This window comes from Emticicia fontis, from assembly GCF_054779675.1.
The window spans coordinates 69,637-85,884 of the sequence record NZ_BAAGXU010000017.1 but is presented as its reverse complement, the minus strand read 5'-3'; the positions used below and the strand labels follow the sequence as shown (position 1 = coordinate 85,884).

Annotated in this window: 14 protein-coding genes; 3 read left to right on the top strand and 11 right to left on the bottom strand. The window is 37.6% G+C overall.

What is annotated here, in order from left to right; all coding sequences use genetic code 11:
• Positions 1-44: 44 nt before the first annotated feature.
• A complete protein-coding gene (locus tag ACYVFA_RS09935; RefSeq protein ID WP_460471673.1) occupies positions 45-2,675 on the bottom strand; it encodes a valine--tRNA ligase in 2,631 nt (876 codons plus the stop codon).
• A 207-nt stretch (positions 2,676-2,882) separates the two neighbouring features.
• A complete protein-coding gene (locus ACYVFA_RS09930) occupies positions 2,883-3,602 on the bottom strand; it encodes a head GIN domain-containing protein (RefSeq protein ID WP_460471672.1) in 720 nt (239 codons plus the stop codon).
• Between the two features lie 146 nt (positions 3,603-3,748).
• Between ACYVFA_RS09930 and ACYVFA_RS09925 the strand changes: the two genes are divergently transcribed.
• The gene (locus tag ACYVFA_RS09925; protein WP_460471671.1) at positions 3,749-4,663 is read left to right on the top strand and encodes an ROK family protein; all 915 of its coding nucleotides are present in this window, start codon (positions 3,749-3,751) and stop codon (positions 4,661-4,663) included.
• A 54-nt stretch (positions 4,664-4,717) separates the two neighbouring features.
• Here ACYVFA_RS09925 and ACYVFA_RS09920 read toward each other — a convergent pair whose 3' ends face one another.
• From ACYVFA_RS09920 to ACYVFA_RS09895, 6 genes are read right to left on the bottom strand one after another with little or no spacing between them, the layout of a single operon-like run.
• The gene (locus tag ACYVFA_RS09920) at positions 4,718-5,077 is read right to left on the bottom strand and encodes a DUF805 domain-containing protein (protein ID WP_460471670.1); all 360 of its coding nucleotides are present in this window, start codon (positions 5,075-5,077) and stop codon (positions 4,718-4,720) included.
• 11 nt (positions 5,078-5,088) lie between these two features.
• Positions 5,089-6,423 carry a DUF58 domain-containing protein gene (locus ACYVFA_RS09915; RefSeq protein WP_460471669.1) on the bottom strand — a complete coding sequence of 445 codons (1,335 nt, stop codon included), beginning with the start codon at positions 6,421-6,423 and terminating at the stop codon, positions 5,089-5,091.
• Entirely contained in the window at positions 6,423-7,406 is a 984-nt protein-coding gene (locus tag ACYVFA_RS09910; RefSeq protein WP_460471668.1) for an AAA family ATPase, read from the bottom strand. Before ACYVFA_RS09910 ends, ACYVFA_RS09915 begins: the two co-directional genes overlap by 1 nt.
• An 8-nt stretch (positions 7,407-7,414) precedes the next feature.
• A complete protein-coding gene (locus tag ACYVFA_RS09905) occupies positions 7,415-8,668 on the bottom strand; it encodes a DUF4350 domain-containing protein (RefSeq protein ID WP_460471667.1) in 1,254 nt (417 codons plus the stop codon).
• Positions 8,665-9,396 carry a hypothetical protein gene (locus tag ACYVFA_RS09900; RefSeq protein WP_460471666.1) on the bottom strand — a complete coding sequence of 244 codons (732 nt, stop codon included), beginning with the start codon at positions 9,394-9,396 and terminating at the stop codon, positions 8,665-8,667. The genes ACYVFA_RS09905 and ACYVFA_RS09900 overlap by 4 nt, the downstream gene beginning before the upstream one ends.
• Positions 9,362-10,363 carry a stage II sporulation protein M gene (locus tag ACYVFA_RS09895; RefSeq protein ID WP_460471665.1) on the bottom strand — a complete coding sequence of 334 codons (1,002 nt, stop codon included), beginning with the start codon at positions 10,361-10,363 and terminating at the stop codon, positions 9,362-9,364. Before ACYVFA_RS09895 ends, ACYVFA_RS09900 begins: the two co-directional genes overlap by 35 nt.
• 105 nt (positions 10,364-10,468) lie before the next feature.
• On the opposite strand from ACYVFA_RS09895, the gene ACYVFA_RS09890 reads away from it, so the two are divergent.
• Positions 10,469-11,242, top strand: a complete 774-nt coding sequence (locus ACYVFA_RS09890) for an RDD family protein (protein ID WP_460471664.1) — start codon at positions 10,469-10,471, stop codon at positions 11,240-11,242.
• Between the two features lie 77 nt (positions 11,243-11,319).
• On the opposite strand, the gene ACYVFA_RS09885 is transcribed toward ACYVFA_RS09890, so the two are convergent.
• The 3 genes from ACYVFA_RS09885 to ACYVFA_RS09875 form a co-directional block, all read right to left on the bottom strand.
• A complete protein-coding gene (locus ACYVFA_RS09885; protein WP_460471663.1) occupies positions 11,320-12,549 on the bottom strand; it encodes a Rossmann-fold NAD(P)-binding domain-containing protein in 1,230 nt (409 codons plus the stop codon).
• A gap of 126 nt (positions 12,550-12,675) precedes the next feature.
• Positions 12,676-12,879 (bottom strand): hypothetical protein, encoded by a 204-nt coding sequence (locus ACYVFA_RS09880; protein WP_460471662.1) that lies wholly within the window; start codon positions 12,877-12,879, stop codon positions 12,676-12,678.
• 137 nt (positions 12,880-13,016) lie between these two features.
• Positions 13,017-14,240 carry a 4-hydroxy-3-methylbut-2-enyl diphosphate reductase gene (locus tag ACYVFA_RS09875; RefSeq protein WP_460471661.1) on the bottom strand — a complete coding sequence of 408 codons (1,224 nt, stop codon included), beginning with the start codon at positions 14,238-14,240 and terminating at the stop codon, positions 13,017-13,019.
• Between the two features lie 191 nt (positions 14,241-14,431).
• On the opposite strand from ACYVFA_RS09875, the gene ACYVFA_RS09870 reads away from it, so the two are divergent.
• A complete protein-coding gene (locus ACYVFA_RS09870; protein ID WP_460471660.1) occupies positions 14,432-16,144 on the top strand; it encodes a capsule assembly Wzi family protein in 1,713 nt (570 codons plus the stop codon).
• Positions 16,145-16,248: the final 104 nt, after the last annotated feature.

Here is a 16,248-nt window from a genome sequence, read left to right as displayed (position 1 = left end):
CTCATTTCCATGAGCCTATTTTTTATTACCTATTTTCTTATACATTACCCCAACTTAGCCAAGGCTTCTTCCAAAGCTTTAATTTTGGCTTCAGCATCAGCTAATTTCTGACGCTCTGTCTGTACAATTTCAGGCTTGGCGTTTTGAACAAAACGCTCATTGCTCAATTTTGCTTCCGTTGATTTTTTGAAACCTAACGCATATTCCAAATCTTTGGTAAGATTGGCTTTTTCGGTTTCTATATCAATATTAGAGCCTAAATCAATGGTAAATTCATCACCTTTAATCACAAAACTGATCCCTTCGGCTTTGTCGTCTACGTATTGTATGTCTGAAATATTAGCCAGTTTCTGAATTAAACCTGCCAATGCTTCATAACGCGCCTTATTAGCAGTTTTAATGGCTAATGGCAAAGCTTCTTTCGGTGAAATCTGTTTAGCATTACGGGTATTGCGAACATTTGATATGATTTCAGATAGAATCTCAAAATCAGCTAAAATCTCTTCATCAATCGCTCCTACCGTTGGGAATGGTGCGATACAGATAGAATCGTTAGCTTCTCTTGTTTTAATATTCTGCCAGATTTCTTCAGTAATAAATGGCATCCAAGGATGAGCCAATCTCATTAACGCATCAAATATTTCAAGTGTAGCATCATAGGTTTGCTTATCTATCGGCAAGCTTTTACCATCTACATAAGCAGGCTTAATCATTTCGAGGTATTGCGAACAGAAATCGTCCCAGATAAGGTTATAAGTACTCATCAGGGCATCTGACATTCTGAATTTGCTGTAATGGTCAAACGTTTCGGCTAATACTTTATTGAATTTCGATTGAAACCATTGAACAGCCTTAGCAGAAGCCGGATTCTGGGTTGCAGTTTCTGAAACCTCCCAACCTTCTACGAGTCTGAATGCATTCCAGATTTTATTATTAAAGTTTCTGCCCTGCTCGATTAGCTTTTCATCATACAATAAATCGTTTCCGGCAGGTGAACTGAATAACATACCGGTACGTACACTATCAGCACCATATTGTGCAATCAAATCCAGTGGGTCTGGTGAATTACCCAAAGACTTTGACATCTTGCGGCCTTGTTTATCTCTTACGATACCAGTCAGATAAACGTTTTTGAATGGATAAGTACCTTGGTATTCGTAACCGGCAATAATCATACGCGCTACCCAGAAGAATAAGATTTCTGGTGCAGTTACCAAGTCATTTGTCGGATAATAATACTTAATATCTTCATTATCCGGGTTTTTGAAGGCATCAAAAACCGACATTGGCCATAGCCATGAGCTAAACCAGGTATCTAATACGTCTTCGTCTTGCGTCAAATCATGTTCGCTTAGGGCAAAGAGTTGGTATTTATTGCGGGCTATTTTCAACGCTTCTTTCTTATTAGGCGCTACGATACACGTACCATCTGGCATATAAAAAGCCGGAATACGGTGCCCCCACCAAAGTTGGCGGCTGATACACCAATCTCTCACGTTTTCCATCCAATACTTGTAGGTATTCTTGAATTTCGGCGGAATAAACTGGATGGTATCGTCCATTACGTTTTTCAATGCAGGTTCTGATAAATCTTTCATTTTCATAAACCACTGCAAAGAAACTTTTGGCTCAATTACTGAACCTGTGCGCTCTGAAGTACCAACAGTCGATTTATAATCTTCAACCTTTACCAGATTGCCAGACTCTTCAAGCATTTTGATGATTTTCTTACGAGCCACAAAACGGTCTTCTCCTACCAGAATCTGAGCTTTTTCATTCAGTTTACCATCATCTGTCAGAATATCAATCACAGCTAAGCCATGTTTTTGCCCTAAAGCGTAGTCGTTCTGGTCGTGAGCAGGGGTTACTTTTAAGGCACCTGTACCAAAATCTACTGTTACGTATTCGTCAGCAATGATTTTTACCTCACGGTTAATGAGTGGGATTCTTACAGTTTTCCCAATTAAATCCTGATAGCGCTCATCGGTAGGGTTTACGCAAATAGCTGAATCGGCCATAATGGTTTCAGGGCGAACAGTTGCAATCGTTACGCTTCCTTCATCACCATCATAACGGATATATACCAGTTTTTGCTGAATATCTTTCATGATAACCTCTTCATCCGAAACCGTAGTTTTGGCTTGAGGGTCCCAGTTTACCATTCTGTATCCACGGTAAATCTCGCCTTTATTGTATAAATCAACAAAAACCTCAATTACGGCATCGTATAGATTAGGTTCCATCGTAAAACGTGTACGGTCCCAATCGCAGGATGCACCTAATTTACGTAATTGTTGCAAGATGATTCCGCCATATTTCTCAGTCCATTCCCAACAATACTTGAGGAATTCTTCGCGGCTTAAATCACTTTTATTAATGCCTTGTTCTTTTAGCATAGCAACTACCTTGGCCTCCGTAGCGATTGAAGCATGGTCTGTACCCGGCACCCACAAAGCCTCTTTCCCCTCCATTCTAGCCTTACGTGTCAATACGTCCTGAATGGTATTGTTGAGCATATGTCCCATGTGTAAGACGCCTGTGACGTTAGGCGGTGGAATCACGATGCAATAAGGTTCTTTGTCAGGATTCGGTGTCGACTTAAAGTACTTGTTATCAGTCCAATACTGATACCACTTGTCTTCGATTTCTTTCGGATTGTAGGTTTTGCTTATCATACTTATCTGGTGTTCGTTACGAACGAACTTAGTTTGTGTATCTGATGATAGCCTTACAACTATCACTATTTCCTTTCTATATTGCTAAAAGGAGTGCAAAATTACGATTTTTTTACCGAATTTATGCTTTGCACGTATATAAAAAACCTGCAAATCTGTTGCCAGATATGCAGGTTACGTTAGGGTTGAATATTTAAAACTTACTGATTAATTGGCATCAACAATTCTGCCTGAGCCCGAAATACGATGGCTGATTCTCGGATCGCCTTTAAACCAAACTGTTCCACTACCCGAAATATACACATCCAGGTTATAATAGGCGGTAGTTTCGCAACGGCCTGAGCCATTGATTTCAACATCTGAATTATCTGCACGTAAGCCGAAAGACTCGATTTTGCCGCTTCCGGTCATAGTATAAATGGCATTTTTGGTATCTCCTTCCATGAAAATCAGGCCTGAGCCGCTTAATATGGCGTTTACGTCATTTTTCATATCAAGGGCAACGTCAATCAAACCACTGCCTGATAATCTTAAATCAATGCTTTTACCATAGATTTTATTATCACTAATCACACGGCCGCTGCTGGCTACATCAATTCCATAAATATCAGGGGTCTGAACCCAGATTTTGATTTTCTTATTGGTATAAATACTTCCGTTAGCATCAAGTATCAAGGTATTGCCACTCATACGGGTAACGATACGCGGAATGATATTGCCTTCTGCTTCTATCTGAATATCCCGGGCCGGGCCTTGTGTTAAAATCACTTCTGCACCGAAATCGAGTTCAATGCGGTTGAAATATCCGGCACGGCGGTATTCGGTTTCTATGATACCATTACCTGTTTCTTCATAATATACATTACAAGAAGATAACCCTACCACTCCCAACAGGATTATGCCAATAAAGATTAGTGTACGTTTCATTTTTTTACGATTTTAGCTTTTTCTAAGTTTTTTTTGTCTTTAACTATTAGATGCTATATGTTTGTATAAAGTTGTCTGGCAAAGTGTTAATGACTTGTTAAAGACAATTCGGTGATGTTTTTCCCTTATCTAAGCAATATAAAAAAATGAAAACACTTTGGGGTGTAGACCTGGGCGGTACCAAAATAGAAGGCGTTGTAATGAATGCCGATACAAACGAAGTATTATTACGAAAAAGAATTCCTACCGAAGCCGTTAAAGGTTATGAACATATTATCAGTCAGGTTGCCAGACTAATAGATATGATTAAAGAAGAAACTGGTTTTACCCCTGCTGCCATAGGTTTCAGCACACCCGGTGCACTAGACCCTAGCACGCAGACGATGAAAAACTGTAATACCGTTTGTATGAATGGCCAGCGGATGAAAGAGGATTTAGAAAGAGCGCTCGGCCTGCCGATTGAAATTGCGAACGACGCTAACTGTTTTGCTTTGGCCGAAGCGACTATGGGTATTGTAAAAGATTTAGTGCCAGATGCGAAAGTAGTATTTGGTATTATATTAGGTACGGGTGTTGGTGGAGGTGTAGTGATTAACGGGCAGGTATTGAATGGGAGACATGGCATTGGTGGGGAATGGGGACATAATGTATTGGAAGACGATGGCTATGAATGCTATTGTGGCAAAAGAGGCTGTAACGAAACTGTTTTTTCAGGGCCATCGCTACAACGTTATTATGAGAAACTCAGTGGTAAGGCGTTGACAATGAAAGAGATTTACCAGAATTTCAAAGAAGGCAATGATCCACATGCTACTGCTACAGTTAAATATTTAACCAAATCATTCGGCAAGGCTATTTCTTATATCACCAATGTAATTGACCCTGATGCGATTGTAATTGGTGGTGGTGTAGGTAATATTGATGAAGTATACACCGAAGGGCCAGAAGAGTTGAAGAACTTTATTTTCAACAGTCGTGTGGTGGAAACACCTTTCTTAAAACCTAAACTGGGCGATAGCGCAGGTGTTTTTGGCGCAGCAGAATTGGTAAGAGGGTATTAATATATTTTACAATTAGCCGGGAGAGTTATCGTGCAGGTAGCTTTCCCGGTTTTATTATGATTTTAAAGATTTCCCAATCTGGCTTATCATTTCATCGTAGGCGTCTTCGTTTCCAACGCCTTTCGGATTTAAGCCGTATTGATTGTCTCCACGGTCACCATCCTGAAAAAGCATCCAGAAGAAATAAAAAGGTATTAACTGATACCAGCCGTTTCTATCTAAATCATGGCAACGTTTTACTCCTTGTGCAATTGTAAGCCAGGCAACCGGAAAATAGCCTAAAAGAAACCAAAGCGAATTTGATGCGCCAATAAAGGCGAATATTATCAATATAGAAAATACATTTATCATTACTGTCAAGCCAAACTCAGCTCTTCTGATTCTACCTTGAAACGAAAATGCGGCTTTAAACATACTCTAAACAATTAAATCATTTGTTTTCTTTTAATCTGAATATACTTGTTGATGGTCTCGATACTCAATAAATGGGGCTGGGTAAGTAAACCTTGAATACCTGCTTTGAGTAATTCTTTTAATATCAGCTGATTCTGACTCAGAAAATGCTTCCCTATGGTATTTGAATAAATGTCACGCAAATGAGTCGCAGGTTGATTCACAAATTCTACAATCTCCGAATTTTCGAAGAAAACCACTAATACCAGATGATATTGGGCAATGGCTTTCAGGTATTTCAGATTCCTTTTCAGACTATTGATTGAGTCGAAATTAGTAAAGATAATTAATAAGCTCCGCTGCCTTATTTTAAAACGGACAAACTTATATAATCTTTCAAAATCCGATTCCAGAAAATCAGTCGTCAGGTTATATAACATATCGTTTATGGTGCCAAATTGTTTGTATTCACTCCTCGCAGGTAGGTAAGTACAGTTTTTTGAGGAAAAAGTCACCAATCCTGCTTTATCTTTTACATCCAGTATCGATCTGGTTAAGGCAATAGAGCCATTAATGGCATAGTCTAAAAGCGTTTGTTGGTTGAATGGCATTTTCATACTTCTGCCCATGTCTAATACCATATAGATATCCTGGCTTCTTTCTGCCTGGTATTGGTTTAGCATCAAACGCCCCTGCTTGGCACTTGCTTTCCAGTTGATATGCCTGTAATTATCGCCATTGACATAATCTTTTATCTGCTCAAACTCAAGACTCTGGCCAATTTTACGAATATTGGTTGTACTGGTTTCTGAAAAACTATTGACCAATGCATTGAGAGGTAGTTTTTTAAACTGCTCGAATGAAGGATAACAATTGACTGAAACCATTTCTTCAAACGTCATTTTACGGGCTACCAATCCAAGTGAATTGGTACTACATAAGATATTTGTGTGCTGCCAGGTATAAATCCCTCTTAGCGTAGGTCTTACCTCATAAATGAATGTCTGTGTGGTTGCTTTTTCTAGTTTTACTACTATTTTCCAGATTCGCAACTGTAATAAATCCGGGAGATCTTCATAGATTGTTAAAGCCAGATTCATTGCAGAGTTATTCTTAATCTGCAATTCAATTGGGTTCTGGTCGCCATTGCTTAATCTGTTGGGGAGAATCCGTCGGCTATTAATCAATTGCGATTTACTATATAGCAGAATCGTTTCAACTATTATGGCTAAGATGAGCAAAAACAGCAATAACTGACCTATAACAAAGCTAAGATTCAGCACTAACCCTATACAAAACAGGGCAATGCAGATACCTAAAACGATAAATGTTCTGGGCGTTAGATAAAAAGATTTAAAGAAATTCATCAGCGTGGAATCTCTACTTTTGAGAATAAATTATCAAGTACTTCATCTTCATTTACGCCCTCCATTTCGGCTTCCGGAGTCAGGATAATCCGGTGACGCAAAGTAGGTTTTGCCATGCTTTTTACATCTTCGGGAGTCACGAAATCTCTACCCGATAAAGCCGCTTTCGCTTTAGAAGCAAGCATCAAAGCTATTGAAGCACGAGGAGACGCTCCCAGTTCAAGCAATTTATAATTCCGGGTTGCCTGAATCAAATGCGTAATATATTTCAGAATATTATCGTCTATAATCACTTGCCTCACAATCTGACGAAGCTCTTTTAATAGTCTACCACTTAATACAGGCTGAAGGTTGTCTACCACATCGTTATAGGTTTCATAATTGAAACGTTTCAACATCAACACTTCATGGTCTGGTGATGGATAACCGATGTTTACTTTAAAAAGGAAACGGTCTAGTTGTGCTTCGGGTAAACGATAGGTTCCCTCCTGCTCTATCGGGTTTTGAGTTGCTAATACGATAAATGGGGTATCCATGAGATAGGTATTGCCGTCAATCGTTATCTGGCGTTCTTCCATTAGCTCAAATAAAGCCGCTTGTGTTTTGGCTGGGGCTCTGTTTATCTCGTCAATCAGCACAATATTACCGAAAACTGGCCCGCGTTTATATTCAAAATCCAAGGTTTTAGGATTGAAAACCGAAGTACCCAATACATCAGAGGGCATTAAGTCTGGCGTAAACTGGATTCTTTTAAAAGAAATGTCCAGTACTTTACCCAATAGCTTGCTCATCATGGTTTTGGCTACCCCCGGCACTCCCTCTATTAATATATGTCCATCACTAAGAATCCCTATGAGTACCAGATCTATTACCTCCTCCTGTCCAAAAACAATCTGGCCTAACTCTTGTTTAATGTCATTTACAGCTTTAGTAACCAATTCGAGGTCTATTCTATTTTTAAATATTTCTTCTTCGTTTTCCATCGGAATGTTTATGCTTGATAAAATGCGTTTATTTTCTGATAAATACTCATTAAGTCCTTCTTTGAAATTTCGTCCTGCGATTTAATCCTATTGATTTCGTCAAAAATCTCATGAATACTTTGTAAGCTTCTGCCCGTTTTAAGGCTGATTTTTTCTAATTCTGACTCCTGAAAATCTTTGATCTGTATATGGTGATTATGTGCGAGATACTCAAAAAACTGAGCGATAAGCTTATCAGCAATAGATTTATGATTTTGCTGCTGCCAATAAAGCCCACTTACGACCTTAATATATGTCTCGCTATTATTTTTGGGGGTATTATAAATTGGAATAGGCTTCTGGATTCTTTTATAATAAATCAACAGGAATAATAAGGCTCCTGCCAGAAAAGTATAAAAGGCCCACACCAATGGTGGATTCTTGAAAATTACCCTTAGTACTTCGCTCCGGCCTATGCCAGACGAATAATCCGGGTAATCTCCAACTCTATTAACTGTCCGGTAATAATCATCCCATATAATATTGTTATCTGCCAGATTTATTTTATCGGCTATTTTATTAAAAAGCGTATAGTTATTTTTATAAAGCAAGAAGTAATTACTTACCAGTATCGGATTATTACAAAGAAAAATCCGACCATATCCACAGGTTAACTCAAGCATCTGAACATATTTTTTATCATCTACAATAAGCGTATCAATATGGGTTATTAAATCATTATGAGCTAGAAATATAGAATCTAATATAGCCGTATTGGGCTTATGGCCTAATAGATTATATTGAGTCGTAAGACTGTCTTCTCGCCAGGTAATACTCCAGCGGCCTTCTGCTAAAGGGGGCGGATAGATGGAATGAAGGTCGCCACTTGTCGGTGAATTATACAGAGAATCAATGAATTCAGTAGTAAGTCCGAAAGCCGAGATAAACACTTTATTTCCTTTTCCGGCAAATTTCTTCAGTTGATGAATGTCTTCTGAGCTTGGATAAAAATTAGGAGAAACAATCACATAAGTATTATTGGCTGTTGCTAAGGCATTATAACTACCTAATTCAAAACGAACTGTATTTTCCCTGAATCCTCCACCCGCGTTTCGTTTCAGTTCATCATAAAAAAATTTACAATCGTAGGGTTTATACGAACTGGGACTAACAGTAAAATTTGTATCAAACTTTTTCTTAGAAGAAAAAAAAACCAGACCGAAAAAGAGAAAAATCACTATTCCTATCAATACAAGGCCCACTATTAGTAAATTTCTTCTCATGCTTTTTTAGTCAGAAAATCTTTAAAGTTTTTTTCAATTTTCAGGAATGATGGTTCAGAGATTGCAAATTGCCCAAACCATAAATATTCATAATAGTGCGTGCATTGAATAAAAAGATTCAGTTTTTCTTTCGAAAGCGTATTTTTCTTACTTAGCTCTTTCGTATAATCCTGGTTAGTTTTATCAATGTTAAATTCTATCAGTTGAGATTCATTCAATAGTTTCATCACCCATAGATAATAGTACCTTATAGCCAGGCGATAGTTTTTATCCTGAATACATTTTTCTATCTGACTACTTAAATCAGCAGTATTGACATTCTTTATTACCAATTCTTCTTCTGACATACCTTCAGTAGTAACCTGAACTTTGGAATTAGTTTTAAATTTATATCCTTTCAGGTTTTTCAGGATAAGATAAGCAGCCCCAACAATAGCTAAACCAATGATTATCCAGACTGAAACCTGAATAATATCATCGATAATCTCGCCAATATTACTTGGTTCTCTTCTTTCTTCTTCCTCTTCCGGTATTGGTTTGGGTATAGGTTTTTTCTCAATTTTAAACTTATCTACATACCATAGTTTTTCTTCGCTTTTCTTCAATGAATCAACATGCGCCTTTGATAAATTGCCCTTGTCGGCAAAAGCCATTGTGCATGCAAAAAGAAAAATACAGCCAAGAATAGAGATTTTATTTATGAACAATGTCTTCCAGATATTTTTCATAAGGATAATTTTCAGTCAGCTTTTTAGAATAAATAAAAAAATACCAGATAACCACCAGCCAACTGCCTATAAAGATCAATGCCAAAAACAACATAACAAGCATATTATTGTTCTGAAACCCCTGCCTACCGAGATAAGTCACATAGCTTTCTATCAAAGCAGCTATGGTAGTAAAGGGGATAGTTCCGATATAAATTTTCACACTTTCTGACAATCCTTTTCTGAATGCCTGCTTTCTTGTTAATGTACCCGGAAACAGGAAACTTAAGCCTAAAATAAAACCTGCCATACATTCGAGTACTAAACCCATCAGCTCAAAAGTGCCGTGCAGCATAATCACAAAAACAGCATCAGTACCTAAGTTATTCTGAATAAAAAGTGAGAGAAATGCACCTACCATTACGCCATTCGAGAAAGTAAAATAAAAACTGCCAAGTCCTAAAATTATACCAGAAATAAATAGAACAAGGCCAACGCGAAGGTTATTTGAGAAAATGGAAAGGAACATTACCAGAGGTGTTTCAGAACTATATACACCAAACGGTTCACCTTTTCTAATATTTTCCTCAGTCATACTTACGTAACTCCGTCCGAGAATTCCTTCAATAAAATCAGTATCAATAAAAGAACAGATATAGCCCAGAATGCAGAAAGTACAAAAAATGGCAGTAGCTACCCAAAGAACTTTGATATTGTGCCCAATGATGGCCGGAAAGTCTTTTACCCAGAAATGATAAAACGGATTTTTATCTTGTTTTTGCTGGAGGAATATTTTCTTGTAAACCCTTGCAGAAAGCGAGTTTACGTAATCATTAATTTTACTATGCGGGTAATGCGTCTGAGCATAAGATAAATCATTCATTAAATCAATGAAATCAGACGAAATCTCATCCGGATCTGTTTTTGAGTCATTTTCAATTTCATCCCATCGCTTCAGATTTTTATCAATAAAGGTACTTTCTCGCATAATTTTAGTTAAAACCTCAATGAAGCAAATTAGAAAATATATCTGAGAAAGTTATATTTTTAGAAATAAAAAAAATAATTTTATCGGGTAACCGATTGCCCGAAAATGAAAACATTTTTTGTTCCGACATACCTGAATATTGACCTGAAATTTGAATTATCTCAAGTTGGTGTTCGCTTTGGTGCCTTTTTAATAGACTGGATAATCAAGATGGTTTACCTGCTAATTATTTCGTCTGTTAGCCGTATTAATGTATTAGGGGGTTCGGTACTGATTTCGTTTTTAGTTTATCTACCATTTATCTTCTATTCATTTCTGTTTGAATGGCTGAACGATGGGCAATCTTTAGGGAAACTTCTGGTAAAAATAAGAGTAGTAAGTGCCGACGGCAGTTATCCTTCTATCTATCAATGTGCTGCCCGGTGGTTGTTTCTGGGAGTAGATATGTGGCTGATCTGGTTATTTGTGTTTATTCACCCGGCTTTTTATTTCTTTGCTCTTTTTAGCCCATTAATCGGAGGCTTGCTAATTATCTTTACTGAAAAGCATCAACGCTTTGGTGATATGGCAGCTAATACAGTTGTAATCAGCACCACACATAGAGAGATTTATATAGAAGATACCATCTATGCCTATGCTACTAACAGCAAGGATTATCAGCCGAAATATCCTGAAATTATGCGCTTAACGGATAAAGAAGTCAATCAGATACAATTTCTTCTGGAAAGGGGTGTTAAAACTTTTAATCAGGAAGTTATTCATAAATTGGCTGCGCATTTAAAGAATATACTAAAAATAGAGAGCACCGATGATGATTATGAGTTTTTGAAACAATTGTTGAATGACTATAATCATTATGCCATTAATGAAATAAGGTAAATACTGATTGAATCATCATAATAGCTGCCGCAATAGCTTTCAATTTGTATATAAGCAAAACTTAACATTCAATTACATTATTTATGAGAATGTACTTCTTTTAAATCAGGCCATTTGAAATCTGGAAGATCAATTTCCTGCTTACTTTTTTCTTTAGATTTAGGCGTAAATAGCTTGACCAGTTTTTGAACCTGCTGACTGGCAAAAATTCCAGCTATAGTGTTTAATACTGACACACCAAATGAGGTCTTTGGATACACAATCCAGGGTATACCGGGCGGTAGTTTCTGTATCTCTTCTACATATGGACGCATTCTTTTTTCGTAAGCAGCAAACGCATCTTCATGATTTTCGTATCTAGCTAATTCACCGGCTAATAGGTAGGCACCTACTATGGCAAGAGTAGTTCCTTTTCCAGTTAAAGGAGTAGGACAGTAGGCGGCATCGCCAATCATTGCTACCCTTCTATCTGACCATTCTTGCGTCTTAATTTGACCAATTTTGTCTAAGAAGACATCATCAGAACTATCTAAGGCCTTGCTTATCCGGTCGGCCTCCCAACCTGCGCCCCCCAGCCTGGTTCTGAGCAGGTCTTTCTGTTTCTCGGACGACAATTTCTCATAACCTTTTTCGTCGTCTAGAAATGCGATGGAAGCTCGCATGGTTCCATGATTGTCTGGACGTAACATGAGAACCCGGCTGTCAACGGCATTATACCAGCGCCACCATTTATTGTCGTTTTTATGACGGGGAATGGTCAAGTAGGCCATATACAGGCCCAGGTATTTGAATATAGGCTTTTTACCAAATACTAATTCACGGGTACTTGAGTGGGTACCTTCGGCAATGATAACGAGCTCAAAGCTTTCTTTTTTTCCACTTTTAAAGGCTACATTTACACTATCGTTGTGTTGCTCAAGTGCTTCGATTGGATCTCCGAATTGATACTTTACATCTTTTTTGGTGCTATCATAAAGAATCTGAACCAAGTCTCCCCGTATAATCTCTAGCTCTTGAGTCCAGGTGAGTTCCTTATCTTTTGGAAACGAGGCTTTGGGTTGATTATTCTCCCCAACGAACTGTAGTCCTACCTCCCCTGTGTTCGCGGCTCTAATGGCTGCTTCAATGCCCATCTTCTGAACTATTTTCTGAGCGGGTCCACTAATATCGATATTTTGTCCTCCTAGACGAAGAGCATCTGAACGTTCAACAACTGTCACTGAAAAGCCAGCTTTTGCCAGCCAGAAGGCTAATGTAGGGCCTGCAATACTAGCTCCTGAGATTAATACTTTCTTCGATTTCCTCATTATGTAATGTTCTGAAACAGGTTGACTATAATTTGGTTTACAGACATTAAACGATTTGAAGAGCATTTAGTTTTTTTAGTTTTAATGCCAATAAAAAATCCTCTCAGTGGTCTGAGAGGATTTTTTCTATACACTTAGTTGTGCCCGATGGAAAGTTTTGTTCAGAATTCCCCGATAGATACTTCCAAATTTTTCATAACACCATTTCCGCAATTCGCGTACTTCTCGGAAAGACAATAGTTTTAAGGATTTTTTTAATTCTTTTTCAAACAAACTACTTTCAAAACTTACTTTTTCCAGGATCACTTTTACGTACTCTAACATTTTCATAAATCATTAATGGTTAGAATGGTTATAGCGACTAGTAGGTGTAAATTTACTAAATATTTTTTTATTCCAATCAATAAAAACTTTAATTTTTTATTAAAAAAATAATTCAACAAAATCCAGCAATATTCACACTTCTCTTATTCTAACGCCCCAACCACATCGCTTATTTCTTTATCAATATTAAAAAAAGATGAAATCTTTAGCAACACTGCTTCCATGATTGCATCAGGGCAGGAAGCGCCGCAGGTGAGTAGAATCGTTGTTGTTTCCTGTTCGGGAATAAAGGTAGTTGTAATCTCTTGTTTGTTGTGCAAATCATAATGTTGGATTAAATTTTTGTCTAAAATTTTGTCTTGCGACTGTATAAAATAAGTTGGTAATTTTTCTTCACATAGTTCTACCAGATGCGAGGTGTTCGAACTATTGTACCCTCCTACAACTACGGCAAAGTCTGCTTTGTTTTTGAGCAAAGCATAAGTTGCCTCCTGGTTATCGTTAGTAGCATAGCAAAGCGTGTCACGGGTATTGGCAAAATGTCTTTCAACTTCTTGTGGTTGCAATTGATAATAAGCAATCATGGCTTGTTTCAGATAGTCTGCAATAGCCTGAGTATCAGATGCTAACATAGTAGTCTGATTCACCACCCCGATACGTGCCAGATCTTTATCGGGGTCAAAGCCTTGCGAATATTGTCCGGCAAAATCCTGATAGAATTGTTCTTTAGGTAATGATTTGTTAATATATCTGGCTAAAATTTGAGCCTCTTTTATATCATTGACAACCACTGTCGGGGCATTCTCTTTGCTATGTGAGAAAGTAGCACGGGTTTCTTCATGCTTGGGCTTGCCGTGTACTACAATGCTATATCCTCTCTCTCCTATTTGTGAGGCTCTGTTCCAGACTTTCTCCACAAATGGGCAGGTTGTATCATACTTATAAGGGTCAATCTGTAAAGACTCTAATTGTTTCTGAATTTCCAGCGTAGTACCAAAGGCAGGTACTATTACAGCATCGTCAGGATTCAGCTCATTCCAGTCAATCAGTTGATTGCCTTTGGTATCCATCAGGAATTTCACACCTTGCGATTGCAAATCTGCATTCACATCCGGATTATGAATCATTTCGCTCAATAAAAAGATGCGTTTATCCGGGTTTTCATTGATGGTTTTATAGGCAATCTCAACGGCATTTTCTACCCCATAACAAAAACCAAAATGGCGGGCAATCAAGAATCTAACCGGACCCAGGTCTAATACGGTCGGGGTAAAATCTTTCTTTAGTTTATCTTTGGTCCGACGTATCTCTTTTATTTTGCCGATGACATTACTCTTATAAATTTCCGGAATGACAAATGATTTCATAAAGAATATAAGTGTTTTAATAATCAATATGATTGAACAAAGATTCGCCTTTTTTGTTAATCATATAGTGTGCCAGATATATACGTGTTCTACTTTCTGGTTCCACAAATTTACAATATCTATGAGATAAACTAAGGAATTATCCGTATTTTCGCACCAAATAGCTTAGCTATATAAAAGAACATATTTTAATGCGATTGAGTTTTATCTTTTTTCTGGGAGTAATTTGTTTTAGTTCTTCGGCACAAAGTACGTTTACTCCGCTGAATAACGATTATTCGCATTTTATTGAACGCTACGAGATAAAAAGCGGAAAACTCTCCAACAAATTTTATAGCAATGTTAAACCTATTGGTCGTAAAGACTTAGTAGGATTGACCGTTGATTTAGAAAAAGACTCTTCTGCCAGACTTTCTACCGTTGACCGTTTCAATCTGGCATATTTACAGAATGATAGCTGGGAATGGCTTGCTGAGAATTATCCTGATGGATTGGATGAAAGTAAGGCAAAGCAGAACACCACAAAGAAGCCTTTCCTGAAATATTTCCTTCGAAAAAAATCAGATTTTTATTATTTCCAGAACGAAGACTTTGATATACATATCAGCCCGATTTTCCAGTTTGCCTCTGGAAGTGATAATCTGGCAAATAGTAATTTATTTACTAATACCCGTGGCATTGAGATCAGAGGTAACCTTAATAAGAAATTAGGATTTTATACCATGTTCACCGAAAACCAGATTGCCTATCCGCAATATGTAAGAGATTATTCGAGGTTGTATAATGGTTTCCCTTATGAAGGATTTACCAAGGTTGTTGATAGTGATTCAACCAAAATGACAACCGACTTCTTTTCGGCAAGAGGATATATCACCTTTAAGGCGCTAAAGAATCTTACCTTACAATTCGGGCATGACAAAAACTTCATTGGTTCAGGCATCAGGTCTTTGATTTTATCTGATTTTTCAGCGCCTTATCTGCATCTGAAAGCCATTACACAGGTCGGTCGGTTCCAATATATCAATATATTTGCGCAAGCTGTTAATAAGCAGGTTCCTGTGGCGAAAGATGGCACTGAGCAGATTCCGCCAAAATACTTCACTTTTCATCATCTGAGTGCCAATATTACTAAAAACCTGAATATAGGTCTATTTGAAACTATTGTATTCGGGCAACGCAAAATTGGGTTTGATGTCAACTATCTGAATCCTATTATTTTCTATCGTTATGTTGAAGGTCACCTGGGTAGTGTAGATAACTCCATTGTCGGGGCTGATTTTAAATATAATTTCTTACGCCATTTTTCACTTTATGGGCAATTGGTATTAGATGAGTTTAATTTCAAGCATTTTCAAAGAAAAGGCTGGTGGGCAACCAAATATGCCACACAGATTGGACTGCGTTACATAGATGCCTTAGGAATAAAGAATCTGGATTTACAAACAGAATATAATCAGGCGCGGCCATATACTTACAGCCATAATTCTACTTATAGCAATTTTGTGCATTATAATCTACCTCTGGCACACCCATTAGGTTCAAACTTCCGTGAGTTTTTATTTATTGCACGTTACCAACCTTTAAAAAGGTTAACACTTAATTATAACTTCATGATGGCACAACATGGAGAAGATTATAATTTTATTAACTGGGGAGGTAATATTCAGCGTAATTACAATCTACTACGCCCTTACGATTATAATAATTTTATCGGACAAGGTCGCGAAGCCAATATTCAGCATATTGAGATTGGAGCTTCGTATATGTTAGGGCATAATCTATTTATTGATGCCAGTTTCCAGAACAGAAAAGTAAATTATCCTGAAACGGCTGAAACTACCACAAGCAATATCTTCTCTGTGGGCGCCAGATGGAATATAGGCAAAAGACAGCTATTGTTTTAGAGCGTATTAAAATCTATTATTCTGACCGCGCGGCGGCCGCCGAAAAGATAAGATTTTTCAGGTAGACAAGATGTGTTTTGCAGACGTAGTAGGCAACTACGTCG